Origin of the sequence: Rhizobacter sp. LjRoot28, assembly GCF_964253025.1 — a bacterium.
In the GTDB taxonomy this organism is placed as follows: domain Bacteria; phylum Pseudomonadota; class Gammaproteobacteria; order Burkholderiales; family Burkholderiaceae_C; genus Rhizobacter.
Genome location: NZ_CAXUQC020000001.1, coordinates 1,294,802 through 1,314,640 on the forward strand (window position 1 = coordinate 1,294,802; position 19,839 = coordinate 1,314,640).

The following is a 19,839-nucleotide window of genomic DNA, read 5'->3' on the forward strand; positions in this document are numbered from 1 at the left end:
GGGAGCAGGTCAGCGCAGCAGGTACGGGATGTCCACGTGGACGGCGCCGGTCGGGCAGTCCTTCTCGCAGGGCATGCAGTACCAGCACTCGTCGAACTTCATGTATGCCGTTCCACGGCTCAGGTCGATGGCCAGCACGTCCAGCGGGCACACGTCCACGCAGACGGTGCAGCCCTTGTGGGCAATGCACTTGTCTGCATCCACCGTGACGGGCACGCTGCTCGGGTTGAGCGCGGTGGGGTTGATCAGGTTCATGGGTCAGGCTCCGTGGGATATCAGGCGGCGGCGAGGGCAGGTCGTGCGGCGCTTCCGGGGTTCACGCGCAACCGGGCGTAGGCGGAGCGCTCCTGCTCGTCGATCGGCACGATGTAGGGCTCGATCTCGCGTTTGAAGCTCACCATGCGGCCCAGCTCGTCCTTCTTGAGCTGGGCATGCACCAGCCACTCGGCATCGTTGCGCTCGGGGTGGTCGACCCGCGCGTGGTACAGGCCCCAGCGGCTTTCCGTGCGATAGAGCGATGCACGGGCCGCCATCTCGGCGCAGTCCCGGATGAAGTGAACTTCCATCGCCCGCATCAGCTCGTGCGGATCGCGAGCGACCAAGGCGTCGAGATCGTGGCGGATTCCCTCGAATCGTTCCAGGCCGATCTCCATCTTGCGAGTCACCTTCGGCGGCTGAAGGTAGTCGTTCACCATGCGGCGCAACTTGTATTCCACCTGGGCCGGCGGCAACCCGCGGCCGCGTTCGAGAGGCGCCCACACACGCAGGCGCTCCGCTTGCACCTGGCCCTCGTCCACGCGCGCGAAGTCGTGCCCGGCGCAGTAGCGGGCGGCGCTTTCGCCCGCCAATCGCCCGTACACGAAAGCGCCGAGCATGTAGTTGTGCGGTACGCACGCCAGGTCGCCGGCGGCATGCAGGCCGGGCACCGTGGTCCGGGCGTGCTCGTCCACCCAGACGCCGGAGGCGGAGTGCCCGCTGCACAGGCCGATCTCGGAGATGTGCATCTCCACCATGCGCTGCCGGTAGTCGGTGCCGCGCCCGGCGTGGAACCGCCCCCGACTGGGGCGCTCGTTCGTGTGCAGGATGGTCTCGATCTGGCCGATGGTTTCCTCGGCGAGGTGGTCGAGCTTGAGGAACACCGGCCCGCGCCCTCCCTGGAGCTCCTGGTAGAACTCCCACATCATCTGGCCGCTCCAGTAGTCGCATTCGATGAAGCGTTCCCCCTGGTTGTTGGCGGTGAAGCCACCGAAGGGTCCGGTGACATAGGCGCAGGCCGGCCCGTTGTAGTCCTTGATCAGCGGATTGATCTGGAAGCACTCGATGCCCGACAGTTCAGCGCCGGCGTGATAGGCCATGCTGTAGCCGTCGCCCGCGTTCGTCGGGTTCTCGTAGGTGCCGAACAGGTAGCCGCTGGCCGGAAGGCCGAGGCGGCCCGCAGCGCCCGTGGCCAGCACCACGCTGCGTGCGCGGATGACGTGGAAGTCCGCCGTGCGGCAATCGAACGCCATGGCCCCTGCAACCCGTCCGTCGTCGGCCGTCAGCAAGCGGGTCGCGACGAGGCGGTGCTCGATCTCCACGCGCGCCCGCTTGAGTTGACGGTACAGGACCTTCTTGATGTCGTGGCCCTCGGGCATGGGCAGCACGTAGCTGCCCATGTGGTGGACCTTCTTCACCGCGTAGTCGCCCGTCTCGTCGCGCTCGAACTTCACGCCCCAGCGGTCGAGCTCCTCGATCATGGCGAAGCTGTTGGCGGCATAGGCCATGACCGTCTTCTGGTTGACGATCCCGTCGTTGGCGATGGTGATCTCGCGCACGTACTGCTCAGGCGTCGCATGGCCCGGAATCACCGCGTTGTTGAGACCGTCCATGCCCATGCTGATGGCCCCGCTGCGCTTGACGTTCGCCTTCTCCAGCAGCAGCACGCGGAGTGCTGGATCGGCCTGCTTGGCCTTGACGGCGGCCATGGGGCCGGCAGTGCCGCCGCCAATGACCAGCACGTCGACTTCGGTGACTCGGGTTTCCATGAGGTGTCTTTCCTGGGAGGTGCGGATCAGCCACGCGAGACGCGCAGCCGGTACTGGAAGTTGTCGGCTCGGCAGAACAGGTGCTCGTAGTCGAGCGGCGTGCCGTCGCGCCCGCTCGTGAGGCGCTCGACCCGCAACACCGGCGCACCAGGCGCGATGTGCAGCAGCGAAGCGAGGGCGGCGTCCGCTGTCGTGGCGTCGATGGCAAGGTCAGCGTGGCCGATGGGCAGACCGTAGTCCTGCTCGAGGATGAGGAAGACATCGCGCGTCGCAAGGTCCTCCGAGGCCAGGCGCTGGCCCAGGTGCGCCGGCAGCCAGGTCACATCCAGCGAGACCGGCACGCCGTCGAGGTGCCTGACGCGGCGCAGTTCGGTCACCGGGGCACCGCTGCCCAGGCCGAGTCGCGCCGAGACATGCGCAGGCGCCGGCGAGGTGGTCAGTCCGACGACCTCGTTGTGAATGCGGTGGCCCTGTGGCGCCATGGCTTCGGCGAACCCCTGGAGCCGGCCCAGTTCCTGGAACGGCTTGGGCTGGGAGACGAACGAGCCCTTGCCCGCCACACGAAAGATCAGGTGCTCCTTCTCGAGGTCACCGAGGGCCTGGCGCACGGTGATGCGGCTGACGCCGTACTGGGCCATCAGTTCGCTCTCGGACGGCATGCGGTCGTGCGGCTGCCACGCGCCCGAGGCGATGTGGCTGCGGAGCTCTTCGCGGATGCGCGAGTGGAGCGTGACGTGCCGTGCCATGGCGACGTGTGAAGGGGAGGTTGAGCCGTGCATCGAGGAAGACAGGTCATGTCAGGTCAGGTCCTTCCATTGCAGGCACCGTGCCACCGTGCCGAGCCGGGCATTGCGCCGTGAAGCGGGCTGCTCAAGACCACGTGTGCTTACTTTGCAACAGGGTCGTTGGTGGGAAAGCAGCAGGTCGGTCGCCGTCGGTGTTGGAAACAAGGCATTCCGCACCGGTGCCAGGGCGCGAGTGACGTTCGCTGGAAACGGCATGGCTGATTTGCGCAGAACCTCAAGCGATTTGCTTCGTTCACGCGGGGCAGGCGTCGCTGGAACACTGGCGCCACTTCATTCCGGTGTCCTTTGCATGTCACTTGTCATACCGCTACATCGCCATCATCTGTCCGAGGAGATCGCAGCGACCGCCTCGCACGAAGTCGTGGAGACACTGGCGCAGCAACTCGCCGCCACCGCGGTGGAGCGAGACCGTGCCGGCGGGCACGCCGCGCGCGAGCGCGACCTCATTCGCCAGAGCGGCCTGCTGACGCTCACCATCCCCGTTGCGCACGGCGGGCAGGGCGGAGACTGGTCGTCCATGTACCGCGTGATGCGGCGCCTGGCCGAGGTGGACAGCGCTCTGGCCCACCTGTTCGGCTTCCATCACCTCCAACTGGCCGGCGTGCGGTTGTACGGCACGCCCGAACAGCAGGCGAGCCTGCTGCGCGATACCGTCGTGCAAGGCTGGTTCTGGGGCAACGCCCTCAACCCGCTTGACCGGCGACTTCGTGCCACCGCGGTGGACGGCGGCTATCTGCTTCAGGGCGTGAAGAGCTTCGCGTCGGGTTCGGTCGGCTCGGACCAACTGACGATCTCGGCGTGGCACGAACCGACGCAGAGCCTGTTGATCGGCGTCGTTCCCACGCATCGCGAAGGGGTGCGCGTGCAGGCCGACTGGGACGCCTTCGGGCAGAAGCAGACGGACAGCGGCAGCGTGACCTTCGACGACGTGCTCATTGCCGACCATGAGGTGCTGCAGGCGCCCGGCACTCCGCCGAGCCCCAAGGCCACGCTGCGGTCGCAGGTGGCGCAACTGGTGCTGGCCAATCTCTACCTCGGCATCGGCCTCGGCGCGTTCAATGAGGCCCGTCGCTACAGCCGGGAGGAAGCGCGTCCCTGGTTCGCCGCCCAGGTGGACCGGGCGGTGGACGATCCGTTCGTGCAGCGTCGCTATGCCGACCTGTGGCTGCTGCTTCGGCCAGCCGCCGCCCTGGCCGACAGCGCGGGCGCCCTCCTGGACCAGGCGTTCCGCCGCGGCGATGCGCTGAGCGACGCGGAGCGGGGCGAAGTGGCGATCGCGGTGGCCGAGGCCAAGGTCCTCGCACACCGGGCCGGCCTGGAGGTCAGTTCCCAGCTCTTCGAACTCACCGGCGCCCGCTCCACCAGCGCCCGCCATGGCTTCGACCGCTTCTGGAGAAACGTGCGCGTGCACACCCTTCACGACCCGGTGGACTACAAGCTGCGCGACATCGGCCGGCATGTCCTGACCGGTGCCTGGCCCGAACCGACGGCCTACTCATGAACCAACCCATCCCCAAGGAACAGGCCGTCGCCATTCGCCTGGAGTCGGTATCTCGCCGTTTCGCGCTGCCCGGCGGCGAACCCTTCGATGCCGTGCGTGACGTGTCCCTGGAAGTCGCAGCTGGCGACGTCTACGGCCTCATCGGCACGAGCGGCGCGGGCAAGTCCACCCTGCTGCGGCTGATCAACCGGCTGGAGCAACCTGACCGTGGGCGGGTCTTCGTCGCCGGACGCGAGATCACGGCGCTCGACAAGAAGGCGTTGCGGGAGGCGCGGCAGGACATCGGCATGGTGTTTCAGCAGTTCAACCTGCTGCAGAACGCCACGGTGTTCGACAACGTGGCCTTCCCGCTGCGCATCCATGGGCGACAAACGCCCGGCGACATCTTCCGGCGCGTGCGAGAGTGCCTGGGCGTCGTCGGCCTGAGCGACAAGGCGCACAGCCACCCCGCCCAGCTCTCCGGCGGGCAGAAGCAGCGGGTGGCGATCGCGAGGGCATTGGCCACCCGGCCCCAGGTGCTGCTGTGCGACGAGCCCACCTCGGCGCTCGACTCCGAAACAACGCGATCCGTGCTCGACACCTTGCGGGACATCAACGTGCAGCTCGGCGTGACCATCGTGCTCGTCACGCATGAGCTGGAGGTGGTGCGCGCGCTGTGCCGGCACGTCGCGGTGATGGAGCATGGGCGCGTGGCAGAGGCGTTCCGCTTCGGCGACGCGAACTTTTCTCCCCGGACCCTTCTCGGCCGCGAACTGGTGCGGCGGGTGGCGCATGCAGACGCCCGCGAGGAACTGGAGCGCTTGGAGGCAGCCTATGCCTGAGTTGTCCAACATCGCGGCCACCCTGCCCGAGCTGTGGGTCGCCACCGGCCAGACCTTTCTCATGCTGGCGATCGGCCTGGGGGCTGCGGTCGTCTTTGGCGGGCCGCTCGGCGTGCTGCTCTTCCTGCTGGGCCCCGGCCAGTCGCTGCACCGCCCGGCCGTGTTCGGCGCGCTGAGCTGGATCGTCAATACCGTTCGGTCGTTCCCTTTCATCATCCTGCTCGTCGCGCTCGTGCCCTTCACGCGCATCGTGGCCGGCACGTCCATCGGGCCGCTCGCAGCATCCGTGCCGCTGGCCTTTGCGGCCATCCCCTACTTTGCCCGCCTGGTCGAACAGAGCCTGCGCGAGGTGCCGCGAGGCGTCATCGAGGCGGCCCACGCAATGGGCGCGAGCGAACTGCAGATCGTGCGGCGTGTCCTGCTCGTGGAGGCGCGCTCGGGCCTCGTGCTCGCGCTCACGGTGCTGGCCATCAGTTTCATCTCCTATTCGGCCGTGGCCGGGGTGGTGGGGGGTGGCGGCATCGGCGACCTGGCCATCCGCTATGGCTACTACCGCTTCCAGACCGACGTGATGGTGCTCACGGTCGCCCTGCTCGTCGTCATCGTCCAGATCATCCAGTTCGCCGGCAATCACCTGGCCCGCCGGCTCGACAAACGTTGAGGAGTTCCTGAATGTCCCCCCTGCGCCGTTCCCTGCTTGCCATCGTCCTGACGGCGACCCCCTTCCTGTCCGCGATGGCGCAAGACAAGAAGGAACTCGTCTTCGGTGCCACCGCCGGTCCCTACGCGGACCAGATCAAGCTCGGCATCAAGCCCTTGCTCGAGAAGAAGGGCTATCGGGTCAAGGTGGTCGAGTTCAACGACTACGTCCAGCCCAACCACGCGCTGGCCCAGGGCGACCTGGACGCCAACGCCTTCCAGCATGAGGTCTATCTCAAGAAGTTCGCCACGGAAAACCGGCTGGCATTGAGCGAGCTGCTCAAGGTGCCGACCGCACCGATCGCCCTCTACAGCCAACGTCACCGTACCTTGGACGTGAAGGAGGGCGCCATCGTCGCGCTCCCCAATGACCCGACCAATGCGGCCCGTGCGCTGGTCGTCCTGCAGGAGATCGGTTGGGTGAAGCTGCGCGAGGGGGTCGATCCCATCCGGGCGTCCGAGAAGGACGTGGCTGTCAACATCAGGAAGATCCGGCTGGTTCCCATCGAAGCCGCCCAGCTGCCGCGGTCGTTGGCAGACGCGGACTATGCGTTCGTGAACGGCAACTTCGCACTCGCCTCGGGGCTGAAGCTCACCGACGCGCTCGTGCTCGAGAAGACGGGACCCACCTACCAGAACCTGGTGGCGGTGCGCACGGCGGACAAGGACAAGCCCTGGGTGCGCGACATCGCCGAGGCCTACCGGTCGCGCGAGTTCCTTGCGGCAACCGACAAGCACTTCGCCGGATTCGTCAAGACCGACTACCAGCAGGCGCTGGCTGCGGTGGGGGCGCGCTGAGCATGGCGAAGGAGATCCGGTTCAACGCGTTCCAGATGAACGCGGCTTCGCATCAATCGCCCGGCCTCTGGCGGCATCCGCGCGACCAGTCGCACCGCTACACCGACCCTGACCATTGGGTGGCCCTCGCCCGGCTTCTGGAGCAGGGTCGCTTCGACGGCGTGTTTCTCGCGGACGTGCTGGGGGTGAATGACACCTACGCCGGCAACGCCGATGCGGCGCTGCGCCACGGCGTCCAGGTGCCCTTGAACGACCCGTTGCTGGTGGTGCCCCTGATGGCACAGGTCACGACTCACCTCGGCTTCGGCGTGACCTGCGCCTTGAGCTATGAGCATCCGTACTCGTTCGCGCGGCGCATGAGCACGCTGGACCACCTCACGCGCGGTCGCGTGGGCTGGAACATCGTCACTGGCTACCTCGAAAGCGCGGCGCGAAACCTCGGCATCGAGCGACGGCCCCACGACGATCGCTACGACCAGGCGGACGAGTACCTCGACGTGGTCTACAAGCTTTGGGAACACAGCTGGGAGGACGACGCGGTGCGGCGGGACCGGGCCCTTGGCGTGTACGTCGACCCGGCCAAGGTGCACCCCATCGGCCACCAAGGCGAGCACTACCAGGTGCCGGGCATTCACCTGTGCGAACCGTCGCCGCAGCGGACTCCCGTCCTCTACCAGGCCGGAACATCGAAACGTGGCAAGCGCTTCGCTGCACGACACGCGGAATGCGTCTTCGTGAGCGGACCGAGCAAGACCGTCATCGCCCGCTATGTCCGCGAACTGCGAGACGCTGTCGCGGACGAGGGGCGTGATCCGTCGGACCTGCTCATCTACGCCCAGGCCCTGGTCATCACCGGTCGCACGGACGCCGAGGCCGCAGCCAAGCGCGCCGACTATGAAGCGTACATCGACACCGAGGCATCGCTCGCGCTGCTGTCCGGTTGGACCGGCGTCGACTTCAGCCGCTATCCCCTCGATGCGCCCATCGAGTACCTCGATACCGATGCGGGGCGGGCCGCGCTCGCCTCGTTCACGCAAGCCGATCCGAGCCGCATCTGGACGGTCGGCGAAGCGGCCCGCTTCATCGGCCTGGGCGGTCGAGGACCGGTGATCACGGGTGACGCCGCCCGGGTGGCGGATGAACTGACCGCCTGGGTGGACGAGACCGGCATCGACGGCTTCAACCTCACCTTCGCCCTGGCGCACGAAACCCTGCAGGACGTCGTCCACCACGTCGTCCCCGAACTGCAACAACGGGGACGCTACCGGCAGGTGTATTCGCCCGGCACCTTGCGCCACAAGTTGTTCGGCCTCGGGCCACGGCTGTCGGCCGACCACGTCGCCCGCCGGCAGCAACTGGGCGCCGCCCGGACGCAGCCTGCGGCGCCCGAACCTGCTGATGCAGCCCTCTCTTGAGCGATCCCATCTGACATCGAACGCCCCATGACGAACCTGCTCCCGGCCCTGCCTTTCACCTTGCACTCCAATCTGCGCCCGCGTCGACCGAACCCATCGGGCGCCCGAACGCGCGTGGCTCGCTCAGCGGCGACTTCCTTCCTCTCGGCGCTTCTGTCTTGGCGCCTTGCCCTGCTGGCGCTGGGTTTCGCGCTGGGGTGCAGCGCCGCGCAGGCGCGCGACGCCGTCCGCATCAGCTATCAGCGATCCTCGACGCTGCTGTCCCTCATCAAGCAGAGCGGGTCACTCGAAAAGAAGCTCGCACCGCTCGGCTACGACGTGACCTGGCACGAACTCAACGGCAACGCGCTGCTGCAGGCCCTCAACACCGGCAGCGTCGACATCCATGCCGACGTGGCGGACGCGTATGTGCTTTTCACCCAGGCCGCCAACGCGCCCCTGACCTACTTTGCGCGCGAGACGCCCGCCCCATCTGCCCAGGCGGTGATCGTGCCCGCCGATTCACCCGTCAAGACCGTGGCCGATCTGAAGGGGCGGCGCGTGACGGTGCTCAAGGGGGCCGGCGCGCACTACCTCCTGCTGAGCGCCCTCAAGCGGGCCGGTCTCAAACCGGGTGACATCGACCTGAGATTCCTCGACCAGCAGGACGGTGTGACCGCGTACAACGGCGGCTCGGTGGATGCCATCTCGATCTGGGACCCGCTCCTCGGCGTGCAGCTTCAGTCCGGCCGCAGTCGCGTGCTCGCCGATGGAAGGAGCACCGGAGTCGAGTACAGCCGCTACTACACCGCCACCACCGCCTTTGCCAAGCAGCACCCGGACGTGCTGCGTCTGGTGTTCGAGGAGCTGCAGGCGACCGGTCGCTGGGTGAAGTCACAACCGAAAGAAGCGGCCGAGCGGCTTGCCCCGCTCTGGGGCAATGTGCCCGCTGCCACGGTGGAGCAGGTGAACAGCCGGCGAAGCTATGCCATCGTGCCGGTGGTCCGCAACGAGATGGGCGAGCTTCAACGCATCGCCGACACGTTCCGGGACGCGGGGCTCATCAACCGCGAGCTGCAAGCGACGAACGTCGACATCTGGGCGCCGCAACCATGAAGCGCCGTCATCTTCTGCAATGGGGCATGGGTGCAGCCGGCGGCCCCATGCCTTTGCGACCGAACCCCTTTGACTCACCAGTCCACATCATGATCACTCGCCTTCTTCTTGCCGCCGCCGTCGGCCTGGCCTCCCTCACCCCCGTCCTGGCCCAGGACACCGTGCGCATTGCCGTCACCGCCGGGCCCCACGCGCAGATCGCTGAAGTGGCCCGCAAGGTGGCGGAGCGCGACGGGCTCAAGCTGCAGATCGTCGAGTTCAACGACTACATCCAGCCCAACGCCGCCCTGGACGCCGGCGATGTGCAGGCCAACAGCTACCAGCACCTGCCGTTCCTGCAGTCCCAGATCCAGGCGCGCGGCTACCGCATCACCGCCGTCGGTGAGACCGTGACTTTCCCGATGGGCTTCTATTCCAGGAAGTACAAGTCCCTGGCCGATCTGCCGCGTGGCGCCAAGGTGGGCATCCAGAACGATCCCTCCAACAGCGGTCGGGCACTCGCCCTGTTGCAGAAGTACGGCGTGCTCAAGCTCAAGCCCGGGGCTGGCGTCAGTGCGACCGTGGCCGACGTCGTGGAGAACACCAAACAGCTGCAGCTGCTGCAGATCGAGGCCGCCCAGCTGCCCCGTTCGCTCGACGACCTGGATGCGAGCGCGATCAACACCAACTACGCCGTCCAGGCGCAGCTCGTGCCGACGCGGGATGCCATCGCGATCGAGGAGGCGCGCAGTCCTTACGCCAACCTGCTCGCCGTGCGCACGGCCGACAAGGACAAGCCCTGGGTGGCCAAGCTGGTGAAGGCGTTCCAGTCGCCCGAGGTGAAGGCGTTCGTGCAGGCGAACTTCAGCGGTTCCGTGGTGCCTGCGTTCTGATGATCACGGCGGCCCGGTCGCCACACCTGCGTCGCCGGGTGGGTGTGCCGTGCCGCGGTGCTGCAGGCCGTGCTTGCCCATTGCGTCGCGCTTTTCCTGAACAGGCGCTTCAGGACCTTGCGCTCCGGCGCCCCGGCCATGTCCTGCTCGCCAGCTTGCGCAGCTCGGCCGCCCACAGTACGACGCTTGCCGTGGCGACGCAGCCCACCCATTGCGCGAGTGTCAGCGGCGCGGTGCTGAAGGCCGTGTTCAGCCATCCGACGTGGACCACGGCGACCTGCAGCACGACGGACAGGGCGATCGTGCCCCAGAGCCACGGATTGGCGAAGAGGCGGTGGAAGGCGCTCGCCGACTCCGAGCGGGCGTTGAAGCAGTTGAACAGCTGGGCGAGCACGAGGACCGTGAAGGCCGCCGTGCGGGCGGTGTCGATGCTCCCGCTGCCCGCGATGAGACCACCGGGCAGGTGCGCGTCCAGGGTGAGCAAGGTGATGGCGGCCATCACGGCGCCGGTACCGAGCACGCTCGCCCACATGCGGGCGTCGATGACGCGGTCGTCGGGGCGACGAGGTTTGCGGGCCATGACGTCGTCCGTCTCCGGGTCGATTCCCATGGCGAGGGCCGGGCCGGCGTCGGTAATGAGGTTGATCCAGAGGATCTGCGTGGCCAGCAGGGGCAGCACCAGGGCGCCGGATGCGTCGGTGAATCCGAGCGTTGCGGCAGCCACCACGCCGATGAAGATCGTCAGCACCTCGCCCATGTTCGACGACAGCAGGTAGCGCAACACCTTGCGGATGTTGTCGAAGATGCCGCGCCCCTCGCGCACGGCTTCGACCAGCGTGGCGAAATTGTCGTCGGCCAGGATCATCTTGGCCGCCTCCTTCGTGACCTCCGTGCCGGTGACGCCCATGGCCACGCCGATGTCGGCCGACTTGAGGGCAGGCGCGTCATTCACGCCGTCCCCGGTCATGGCCACGACATTGCCATGCGCCTGCAGTGCATCGACGATGCGCAGCTTGTGGGCCGGCGTCACCCTCGCGTAGACCGAGGTGCGACGGACCGCTTCGGCAAATTCCTGCTCGTCGAGCTCGTCGAGTTCAGTGCCGCTCAACACCGGCGCGCCCGACTCGATGAGCCCGAGGTCGGTCGCGATGCGCGCGGCCGTGCGCGGGTGGTCGCCGGTGATCATGATGACGCGCACGCCGGCGCGGCGTGCCTGGGCGATGGCCACCTTCGCCTCTTCGCGCGGCGGGTCGATGATGCCCACGGTGCCGACGAAGATGAGGTCGTGCTCGAGGCCCTCGGCCGAGCGTGGGTCGTCGTCCGGGCCGAGCACGCGGTAGGCGACCGCGAGCGTGCGCAGCGCCGCGTCGCTCAGCAGGCCGACGTCGGCATGGATGCGCTGGCGAAGCGCGTCGTCCAGCGGTTGCGTCTCGGTGCCGACGCGCACCCGGGTGCAGCGGCCCAGCAGGACGTCGGGCGCGCCCTTGGAGATCACGACCCGCTCGTCGCCGCGCTCGTGGTCGACCTCGATGGTCGACATCATCTTGCGTTCCGAAGTGAAGGGCACTTCGGCGATGCGCTCGAAGCGGCGCTGGCGGCGTTCAGCGGCGCCGAGCTTGCGCTCGGCCACCAGGAACGCCGCTTCGGTGGGGTCGCCCTGGATGCGCCATTCGCCATCGTCCTCGAGGCGCAGTGCCGCGTTGCCCGCCAGGCTGCCGCCGCTGACCACCACGATGTGCTCGTCGCGCAGCTCACCCGCGGCCAACTCGCCGCCGTCATGCTCGAAGCGCCCCTCGGGCGTGTAGCCGGTGCCGGTCACCCTCGTGCTGCCGGACGCCGTGATGACGCGCTCGATCATCATCTCGGCGCGCGTGAGCGTGCCCGTCTTGTCGGACGCGATCACCGTGGCCGAGCCCAGCGTCTCGACGGACGAGAGGTGCTTCACGATGGCGTTGTGGCGCGCCATGCGCTGCACGCCGAGGGCCAGCACGACGGACAGGATGGCCGGCAACCCCTCGGGCACGGCCGCGACGGCCAGCGACACCCCGAGGAAGAGCACGGCGATCAACTCCGCGGTGGTGTCGACCTTGGAGATGGCCAGTACCGTGCCCACGACGACCAGCGCGATGAGCACGACGGCGATGCCGAGCATGCGGCCGATGCGGCTGACCTCCTTCTGCAGCGGTGTGGGCGCCGGCCGGGTCTCTTCCAGCAGCGTGGCGATCGCGCCCATCTCGGTGTTCATGCCGGTGGCGGTGACGACCGCGAGGCCGCTGCCCTGCACGACGGCCGTGCCCTTGAACACCATGCTCGTGCGGTCGCCGAGCGGGGCCGGGGCGGTGAGGGCGGCTGCGTCCTTGAGCACGGGCTCGCTCTCGCCGGTGAGGGATGCCTCCTGAACGCGCAGGGCAGCGGCCTGCGCCAGGCGCGCATCGGCGCCGACGGCATCGCCTTCGGCCAGCACGAGGAGGTCGCCGCGCACCAGCGCGGCGCTCGGCACCCGCATCAGGTGACCGTCGCGCCGCACGGCCGAAGTGACGGCCGTCATGCGGGCAAGCGCCGCCACCGCGTTCTCGGCCTTGGCCTCCTGCAACCAGCCGAGCACTGCGTTGAGCACCACCACTACGCCGATCACGGCCGCATCCACCGGCAAGCCGTGCCGCCCCTCGATGAGCCAGGCCGCCAGGGCCACCGCGATGGCCGCCAGCAGCAGGTAGATGAGCGGATCGTTGAACTGTCCGACGATGCGGCGCCACGCGGCACGGGGCGGCGCTGACCGGAGTTCGTTGGGGCCATCGGTCGCGAGGCGACGGGCGGCCTCCGCGGTGCTGAGACCTCGGGTGAGGTCGGTCTGGCAGGCCGCTGCAATGGCGTCGACGGACTGGCAGGAAGGGTCTTCGCGGCGGTCGGTCATGGGCGTTCGTGCAGAGGCGGGAGCCCGAGGTCGAGGCAGGTGAGGGCCGAACCAGTCTAGCGGCTCGACCGCTGCCGGCGATGCCGGCAGGCCATGGCTTTCGCAGGCGGCGGGGGGCAGCTGCATGGCATTTGATCCACGTCACGGCGGGTTCAGGGCTCCAGGGCGTGGAGCCGGCTCGCGGCACGGCCGCTTGCCGGCAAGACGCTGCGCGTGGCGCGGCGTCGAGTCCCCGGTGGTCAGCAGGATCGCCGGCGTCATCGACGGCGTCACCCCCCGGCCGAACGGGCGAGGCCAGCCTCTCGACGGCTCGTGGCCTACGGTCCACCGGAGCCGGGGGGCCAGCCGTCAGTTCCTTCATCAGCCCGGCGTCGCTGGCCATCTGGATTTCCCCTGGCGTGTTGGATTGCGCGCATCGGGAAGTTCGGCCGGGCGCGGAAACGGGGCCGGATTGGGAGAGAATGCGCACCCGGGACAAATCCCGCAGCCGCTTCGGACAGGTTCGTCCGTGCTGCGTCTGCTGGCCGGGTCCCACCGTTCCACGCTTGTCGATCGAGATCCCAGCCCGTGCGCGGGCATACAACCTGCTAAACGCGCCCTCGGCCCCGCCGGGGCCCGAAGACATCCATCGAGGATCCCATGACCCAACTCAGCACACGACGTTTTCTCAAGGCGTCCGGCCTTCTCCTGGCCGGCGTCATGCTGGCCGCCTGCGGCAAGAAGGACGAGGCGCCCGCGCCCGTGACCACGCCCGCTCCGGAGGCCGCCTCGGCCGCCGCCGCGCCGCCGCCCCCGGCCAAGGTGTACGTGGTCGGCACCGACGCCGCCTACGCGCCCTTCGAGTCGCAGAATGAAAAGGGCGAGATCGTCGGGTTCGACATCGACGTCGTGACCGCCATCGCCCAGAAGGGCGGCTTCGAGGTGAAGTTCATCAACACCCCGTGGGAAGGCATCTTCAATACGCTCACGCAGGGCGACCGTGACCTGGTGGTCTCGGCGGTCACCATCACCGAGGAGCGCAAGCAGACGATGGACTTCAGCGCGCCGTACTTCGACGCCTACCAGCTGATCGCGGTGAAGAACGACGCCAAGGTCACCAAGTTCGCCGACCTGAAGAAGCTCAAGGTGGGCGTGCAGAACGGCACCACCGGCGACGAGGTCGTCACCAAGCTGCAAGGCAAGTCGAGTCCGAACGTGAAGCGGTTCGAGTCCACGCCCCTGGCGCTGAAGGAGCTCGAGGCAGGCGGCGTCGAAGCCGTCGTGGCGGACAACGGCGTCATCGTCAACTACGTGGCCAACAACGCCGGCAGCAACTTCAAGACCGTCACCGACAACAGCTTCGCACCGGAGCAGTACGGCATCGCGTTCAAGAAGGGCAACACCGAGCTGCTCGAGAAGTTCAACAAGGGGCTGGCCGAGGTCAAGGCGGACGGCACCTACGACGCGATCTACAAGCGCTACTTCGGTGTCGCCGCTCCCGCGGCGGTGGCTTCAAGCGTCCCGGCGGCTGCGGCGTCGGCGGCATCGCAATAAGCAACCAGGCGACGGCGGCACCCTGAATGGACTTGCGTTGGGAGATATTGGCCGGCTACGGGCCCTTGTTCATGGCCGGCCTGTGGACGACGGTCCAGCTGACACTGGTGTCCATCGTGTGCGGCATGGTGCTGGGGGTGGTCCTCGGGCTGATCAGCAGCTCGCGGGACGCACCCCCGCCCCAGTCGGTCGTCCTCGCCTGGGGACTGAAGGGCGTACGCAGCATCACGCTGGCGTACGTCACTTTCTTCCGCGGCACGCCGCTGTTCGTGCAGATCCTCCTGGTGCATTTCGCCCTGATGCCCATGCTGATCCACGCGGACCACGGCCTGCTTTATTCGGGCGACGGCGCCCGTGAGTTCCGCCAGTCGTACGGCGCCTTCTTTTCGGGCGCACTCGCACTGTCCCTGAACGCCGGTGCCTACATCTCGGAAATCTTCCGCGCCGGCATCCAGAGCATCCACACGGGGCAGACCCAGGCCGGCTACAGCCTCGGCTTCACGTACTCGCAGACCATGCGGCACGTGGTGCTGCCCCAGGCCTTTCGCCGCATGCTGCCGGCCCTGGTCAACGAGGGCGTGACGCTCATCAAGGAGTCGTCCCTGGTCTCGGCCATCGGCCTGGCCGAGCTGGCACTCGCCGCTCGCACCGTGGCCGGTGCGTACTCGCGCTACTGGGAACCGTACCTCGTCATCTCGCTGATGTACCTGGTGCTGACCATGCTGCTGAGCCTCGTGGCCAAGCGGCTCGAAGCCCCGGCGCACACCCGCGGACGTTGATATCGCACCCCTCGGCGGAGCCCGAGGGTTGCCTTGGCGCAACGCTGTACGTCATACGAACGTCACAGGATGTGCCAGCCAGACCGATCTGGCGTTAACCTCTCGTTGCTTGCCAGCCTGCTGCCCGCAGGGCCCCTTCCGGGTCTCGCGGCAGCGGCCTTGTTCGATGCCCCTCAATGGCGCACCGAAACCGGCATACAGCTTGCAGTACCGTCGAGTCTCAACCTTCACTTCCACAACAAGGAAAACCCATGAAGCGGTCCCTCATCCTCGCCTCCCTGGCCATCGCCACCACTGGCTCGGCCTTCGCGCAAAGCAGCGTCACCGTCTGGGGTCGTCTGAACCAGTCCGTCGAGCGCATCAAGGTGGACGGCGTCACGTCCAAGGAAATCGTCGACAACAGCTCGCGTCTCGGCTTCCGCGGCGTGGAAGACCTCGGCGGCGGCCTCAAGGCCGGCTTCGCCATCGAACACGGCTTCGATGCCTCGACCGGTCAAGCCGCAACCCGTTTCTGGGGCCGCGGCAGCGAAGTGTTCCTGAGCAGCAACATGGGTACGCTGCGCCTGGGCAACTTCACGAGCGAGGCGTACTACGCCACCGCCGACTACGTGAGCTGGCACAACCATGACACGGGCACCTCGTCCGACGCCCTGTACGCCTACCTCCCGGCCAACACCAACAAGGTGGCCTATCGCACGCCCGAGTTCAGCGGCCTGACCGCCGAAGTCGCCGTGAGCGAGCAGCAGGCCGGCATGACCGACCGTGGCTATGACGTCGCCGTGAACTACAACCTCGGCGCCCTGTCGCTGGGTGGTGGCTACCAGGATTCCGGCAACGCGAACCAGTTCGCCCTGCGCGCCAACTACACCCTGGGTGCCTTCACCTTCGGCGGCTACTACCAGCGTGACGAAGACGGCTTCGGTGACGGCCTCGGCGATCGCAACAACTTCCGCCTGGCCGGCATGTACGCCATGGGCGCATCGGAGTTCCACCTGAACTTCGGCATGGCCGATGACTACAGCAACATCGCTGGCGAAAGCGGTGCCAAGCAAGCCACGGTGGCCTACGGCTACAACCTGAGCAAGCGCACCCGCGTCTACGCCTTCTACACGAAGGTCGACGCTGACGCGAACTCCCCGTACTCCGACCTGTCGTCGGTGGCACTGGGCGTGCGCCACAACTTCTGATCGCTTGATCAGACGGGCAGCTTCGGCTGCCCGGCAGTGGAACCCCTTTCAAAGGCCGGTCGCAAGACCGGCCTTTGTTCATTGGGGACGGCCATGGCCGATTCATTGCAGCGCGAGAGAGCTCGGGCTGTCCCTGAGCGGGGCCCGGTCCCATCGCACGGCGGACGGCTGCGCCGCTCTGGTGTGGGCGCGGAGCACCCACCGGTCACGGAGAGGCCATCAGCCGGGCATGAAAGGTCGAGAGGGCCGGAAGCCCGCTGCGGATCAAGCGGCAGCAGGTCGTCGGTCGCGTCCGAACGCGGCAAGAGGCGAGGCGCGTCCGTTTTCAGGCTTGGGGGCAGTCACGACGCGCGCCTCGCTCGCCCCGGATGCGTTGGCGAAGGCGCGCCGGCGCGGCCGCTCAACCGCGGGCCTGCGGGGCAGACCGCCATCGCTGCGGCCAACGCAACAGCCCCGTCGTCAGGGCGGTGCCCAGCAGGATCGTAGCGCAACCCAGCACCATGTCGAGGCTCACGGCCTCCTTGAGGAACAGCCACCCCCACAAGGCCGCGAAGAGCGGGATCATGAAGGTGACCGAGATGGTGTTGGCCGGGCCGATCTGGCCGATGAGGTGGAAGAACACGACGTACGCCACACCGGTGCACAGCACCGCCAGCAGCAGCGCGGCGCCCCAGGCATGTGCGGACGGCTGCACGCTCGGCCACCAGAGGTAGGCCGGCACCGCGAGCATCAGGGTCGCGGAGAACTGGCTTCCCGCAGCCACGGCCACTGGCGGCACGTCGCTCAGGTAGCGCTTGGTGAAGCTGGCCGCAAAGCCATAGCACAGCGTGGCGGCGAGGCAGGCGAGCACCGGCCCGAGGGCCTGGAGGTCCAGGCCGCGCGCTGCGGCCGGCCCGGAGCGCGACCACACCAGCCACAACACCCCGAGAAAACCGATGGCCAGGCCGACGGCTCGCTGCCGGGTCATGGCATCGCTCAGCCACAGCCAGGCAATGACGGCGCCCATCAACGGAGTCGAGGCATTGAAGACCGACATCACGCCGGCCGGCAGCGTCAAGGCCGCATAGGTGAAGCAGAGAAAGGGCAGGGCGGAGTTCGTGAGGCCGACCACCACGAGGGCCGGCCAGCGGCGCCAGGCCTGGCCCGCTTCGCGGCGCACCAGCAGCAGCGGCAACAGGAAGGCCGAGGCACCGCCCACGCGCACGGCGGCCAGCGCGACCGGCCCGAACTCGGAGGCACCGGCGCGCATGAAGAGGAAGGAGGCGCCCCAGAGGGCGGCAAGGCCGATCAGTTCGGCGAAATGGCGGGCGTTCAGAGGAGGCTTTCCTGGAGAGGGTGCAACACGCCTTCGAGGCGGAGCAGCGCCTGCTTGCGGTCGAGTCCGCCAGCATAGCCGGTCAGCGTGCCGTCGCGCCCGATGACGCGGTGGCAGGGGACGATGATCCCGACCGGATTGCGCCCGACCGCGACGCCCACCGCCCGCACGGCCTGCGGCGAGCCGACGAGGCGAGCGATGTCGCCGTAGCTGGAGGTCCGGCCCCGCGGGATGTCGAGCAATGCGGCCCACACGGCCCGCTGGAAGGGGGTGCCATGCAGGTCGAGGGGCAGTTCGAAACGATCGCGGCGGCCGGCGAAGTAGTCGTCGAGCTGCGCTGCGGCCTCGAGGATGAGCGGGTCGTCAGGACGGTGTGGTGCCTGGAAGGCCGCCGGGAACCACTTCTGGGCGTCGAACCACATGCCGGCGATGCCGTCGGCCGTGCGGGCCCACAGCAGGGGGCCGAAGGGTGAGGGCAGCATCGCCTGCGCGGTGCAGCGGCCAGGGTGGTGGAGGGTACGGGTCATGGCATCGAGGCAGGCATTGACGCTGCAGTCCCAGGGAGTGAAGGGACCTTGGGCGCGGACGCGGGTGGCAGGCTGTTCCAGAGGCGGAGCACGGCGTACGCGCGCCAGGGTTGCCAGCGTTCGGCAAGGCGCCCGGCCTCGCGTGGCGAGGCGGTGCCGAAGAGCGCCTTCATGGCGTTGAGCACCGCGATGTCGCGGGGGGGAAAGGCATCGGGCCAGCCGGTGGCTCGCATGGCGATGTAGTGCGCGGTCCACGGGCCGATGCCGGGGAGGTCGCAGAGGGCCGCGATCAGCGGGGCGGGATCGCGATCGCCGTGGAGGTGCGTGCCGAGGGCCGACCATTCCCGGGCCAACGCGATGATGGCCCCGGCACGGCCGCGGATGATGCCCAGTTCGGCCAGGGCCTCCACCGGCGTGCCGGCCAGATGCTCCGGCCCGGGGAACCAGCGGTGCACCTCGGGCCACGGCGTCGGTGCGGGCGTGCCGAAACGGTCGACGAGCCGGCGCGCCAGGGTGCGCGCGGCGGCAACCGTGACTTGCTGTCCGAGCACGGCGCGTACCGCCATCTCGAAGGTGTCGATGCTGCCGGGCAGGCGCAGGCCGGGCGCGCCGGGGAGATCGGCGAGTGCGGCGTCGATGGTGGCCGGATCGGCGTCCAGGTCGAGCCATCGCCGGGCGGCGGCCACCACGGCGGCGCTGGCGCCCGACAGCGTTGCCGAGAAGCGCAGCCTCACGCGCTCGCCCGGCCCGGCGCCGCAGGAGCCATCGATGAAGGTCGCCTCCAGCCAGCCCGCCTGGGGGCCCAGCACGCCAGCCCGCACGCTGCGGCGAATCGCGTGTCCATCGACCCACTCCACGCCCGGCACGGCGCGGGCCGCGAAGAAACGGAGCAGCGTGTCATGGTCGTAGGGCATGCGCAGACCGAGCGACACGACGACGGCGTCGTCCGGTTCGTCGTTGCCGGACTCGCGCCGCAGGGCCGAGGGACTCATCCGGTAGCTCTGCACGAAGGCGGCGTTGAAGCGGCGCAGGCTCAGAAAGCCGCTCGCCTGGGCGACCTCGGTGACGGGCAGGCGGGTGTCGGTCAGGAGTTGCTTGGCCAGCAACAGGCGGCGCGTCTGCAGGTATTGCAGGGGCGTGACGCCATGCTCGGCGAGAAAGATCCGCCGCAGGTGGCGGTCGCTCACGCCGAGCCGCGCGGCCAGCTCCGCGATGGACGGCGTGCCCTGCTGTGCCACGCCGGAGTCCAGGCGGTGGGCCGCCTGGCGGGCAAGGGTGCGCGACGCATCCATGGTCGACCAGGCGAGGCCCGGGCCCGGCGCGATTTCGGGGCGGCACTTCATGCAGGGCCGGAACGCTGCGGCCTCGGCTTGGGCCGGCGTCTGGAAGAACCGGCAGTTTTCGCGCCTGGGCGTGCGCACTCTGCAAATGGGGCGGCAATAGATGCCGGTCGAGGTCACGCCCACGAACAGCCGCCCGTCAAAGCGCGCGTCGCGGGCCTTGATCACTTCGTAGGCGGAGTCGGCGTCGAGGTCCATGGGGGCATTATCGGC

At 68.3% G+C, this 19,839-nt stretch carries 17 protein-coding genes; 10 read left to right on the forward strand and 7 right to left on the reverse strand.

Annotated features, from left to right (window positions below; genetic code table 11):
• Window positions 1-9: 9 nt before the first annotated feature.
• Genes ACSQ2F_RS06155 through ACSQ2F_RS06165 form a run of 3 tightly spaced genes read right to left on the reverse strand, consistent with a single transcriptional unit; the run spans window position 10 to window position 2,770 of the window.
• On the reverse strand, window positions 10-255 hold the full coding sequence (locus tag ACSQ2F_RS06155) for a 4Fe-4S dicluster domain-containing protein (protein WP_436020828.1): 246 nt from the start codon (window positions 253-255) through the stop codon (window positions 10-12).
• A gap of 20 nt (window positions 256-275) precedes the next feature.
• Window positions 276-2,024, reverse strand: a complete 1,749-nt coding sequence (locus tag ACSQ2F_RS06160) for a fumarate reductase/succinate dehydrogenase flavoprotein subunit (protein ID WP_436020830.1) — start codon at window positions 2,022-2,024, stop codon at window positions 276-278.
• Window positions 2,025-2,050: 26 nt separating this feature from the next.
• A complete protein-coding gene (locus tag ACSQ2F_RS06165) occupies window positions 2,051-2,770 on the reverse strand; it encodes a GntR family transcriptional regulator (RefSeq protein WP_436020832.1) in 720 nt (239 codons plus the stop codon).
• Window positions 2,771-3,119: 349 nt separating this feature from the next.
• Between ACSQ2F_RS06165 and ACSQ2F_RS06170 the strand changes: the two genes are divergently transcribed.
• From ACSQ2F_RS06170 to ACSQ2F_RS06200, 7 genes are read left to right on the forward strand one after another with little or no spacing between them, the layout of a single operon-like run.
• Window positions 3,120-4,331: an acyl-CoA dehydrogenase family protein gene (locus ACSQ2F_RS06170; RefSeq protein ID WP_436020834.1), complete on the forward strand. Its 1,212-nt coding sequence runs from the start codon at window positions 3,120-3,122 to the stop codon at window positions 4,329-4,331.
• Window positions 4,328-5,152: a methionine ABC transporter ATP-binding protein gene (locus ACSQ2F_RS06175; protein ID WP_436020836.1), complete on the forward strand. Its 825-nt coding sequence runs from the start codon at window positions 4,328-4,330 to the stop codon at window positions 5,150-5,152. The genes ACSQ2F_RS06170 and ACSQ2F_RS06175 overlap by 4 nt, the downstream gene beginning before the upstream one ends.
• A complete protein-coding gene (locus ACSQ2F_RS06180) occupies window positions 5,145-5,813 on the forward strand; it encodes a methionine ABC transporter permease (protein ID WP_436020838.1) in 669 nt (222 codons plus the stop codon). The genes ACSQ2F_RS06175 and ACSQ2F_RS06180 overlap by 8 nt, the downstream gene beginning before the upstream one ends.
• 11 nt (window positions 5,814-5,824) lie before the next feature.
• Window positions 5,825-6,649, forward strand: a complete 825-nt coding sequence (locus ACSQ2F_RS06185; RefSeq protein WP_436020840.1) for a MetQ/NlpA family ABC transporter substrate-binding protein — start codon at window positions 5,825-5,827, stop codon at window positions 6,647-6,649.
• A gap of 2 nt (window positions 6,650-6,651) precedes the next feature.
• A complete protein-coding gene (locus ACSQ2F_RS06190; protein WP_436020842.1) occupies window positions 6,652-8,064 on the forward strand; it encodes an LLM class flavin-dependent oxidoreductase in 1,413 nt (470 codons plus the stop codon).
• A gap of 27 nt (window positions 8,065-8,091) precedes the next feature.
• Window positions 8,092-9,159, forward strand: coding sequence for an aliphatic sulfonate ABC transporter substrate-binding protein (locus tag ACSQ2F_RS06195; protein WP_436020844.1), 1,068 nt, complete (start codon window positions 8,092-8,094; stop codon window positions 9,157-9,159).
• The gene (locus ACSQ2F_RS06200; protein ID WP_436020845.1) at window positions 9,156-10,031 is read left to right on the forward strand and encodes a MetQ/NlpA family ABC transporter substrate-binding protein; all 876 of its coding nucleotides are present in this window, start codon (window positions 9,156-9,158) and stop codon (window positions 10,029-10,031) included. Before ACSQ2F_RS06195 ends, ACSQ2F_RS06200 begins: the two co-directional genes overlap by 4 nt.
• A gap of 109 nt (window positions 10,032-10,140) precedes the next feature.
• Here the strand turns inward: ACSQ2F_RS06200 and ACSQ2F_RS06205 are convergent, their stop codons facing one another.
• Window positions 10,141-12,945, reverse strand: a complete 2,805-nt coding sequence (locus ACSQ2F_RS06205; RefSeq protein WP_436020846.1) for a cation-translocating P-type ATPase — start codon at window positions 12,943-12,945, stop codon at window positions 10,141-10,143.
• 639 nt (window positions 12,946-13,584) lie between these two features.
• On the opposite strand from ACSQ2F_RS06205, the gene ACSQ2F_RS06210 reads away from it, so the two are divergent.
• From ACSQ2F_RS06210 to ACSQ2F_RS06220, 3 genes are all read left to right on the forward strand, one after another.
• A complete protein-coding gene (locus ACSQ2F_RS06210; protein ID WP_436020847.1) occupies window positions 13,585-14,478 on the forward strand; it encodes a basic amino acid ABC transporter substrate-binding protein in 894 nt (297 codons plus the stop codon).
• Window positions 14,479-14,504: 26 nt separating this feature from the next.
• Window positions 14,505-15,257 carry an amino acid ABC transporter permease gene (locus ACSQ2F_RS06215; RefSeq protein ID WP_436020849.1) on the forward strand — a complete coding sequence of 251 codons (753 nt, stop codon included), beginning with the start codon at window positions 14,505-14,507 and terminating at the stop codon, window positions 15,255-15,257.
• 251 nt (window positions 15,258-15,508) lie between these two features.
• On the forward strand, window positions 15,509-16,444 hold the full coding sequence (locus ACSQ2F_RS06220) for a porin (RefSeq protein ID WP_436020851.1): 936 nt from the start codon (window positions 15,509-15,511) through the stop codon (window positions 16,442-16,444).
• 400 nt (window positions 16,445-16,844) lie between these two features.
• Here ACSQ2F_RS06220 and ACSQ2F_RS06225 read toward each other — a convergent pair whose 3' ends face one another.
• From ACSQ2F_RS06225 to ACSQ2F_RS06235, 3 genes are all read right to left on the reverse strand, one after another.
• Window positions 16,845-17,693, reverse strand: a complete 849-nt coding sequence (locus ACSQ2F_RS06225; protein WP_436020853.1) for a DMT family transporter — start codon at window positions 17,691-17,693, stop codon at window positions 16,845-16,847.
• A 62-nt stretch (window positions 17,694-17,755) separates the two neighbouring features.
• Complete coding sequence (locus ACSQ2F_RS06230; RefSeq protein WP_436020855.1) at window positions 17,756-18,286, reverse strand: methylated-DNA--[protein]-cysteine S-methyltransferase; 531 nt, start codon at window positions 18,284-18,286, stop codon at window positions 17,756-17,758.
• A complete protein-coding gene (locus ACSQ2F_RS06235; RefSeq protein ID WP_436020857.1) occupies window positions 18,283-19,824 on the reverse strand; it encodes a DNA-3-methyladenine glycosylase 2 family protein in 1,542 nt (513 codons plus the stop codon). The genes ACSQ2F_RS06230 and ACSQ2F_RS06235 overlap by 4 nt, the downstream gene beginning before the upstream one ends.
• Window positions 19,825-19,839: the final 15 nt, after the last annotated feature.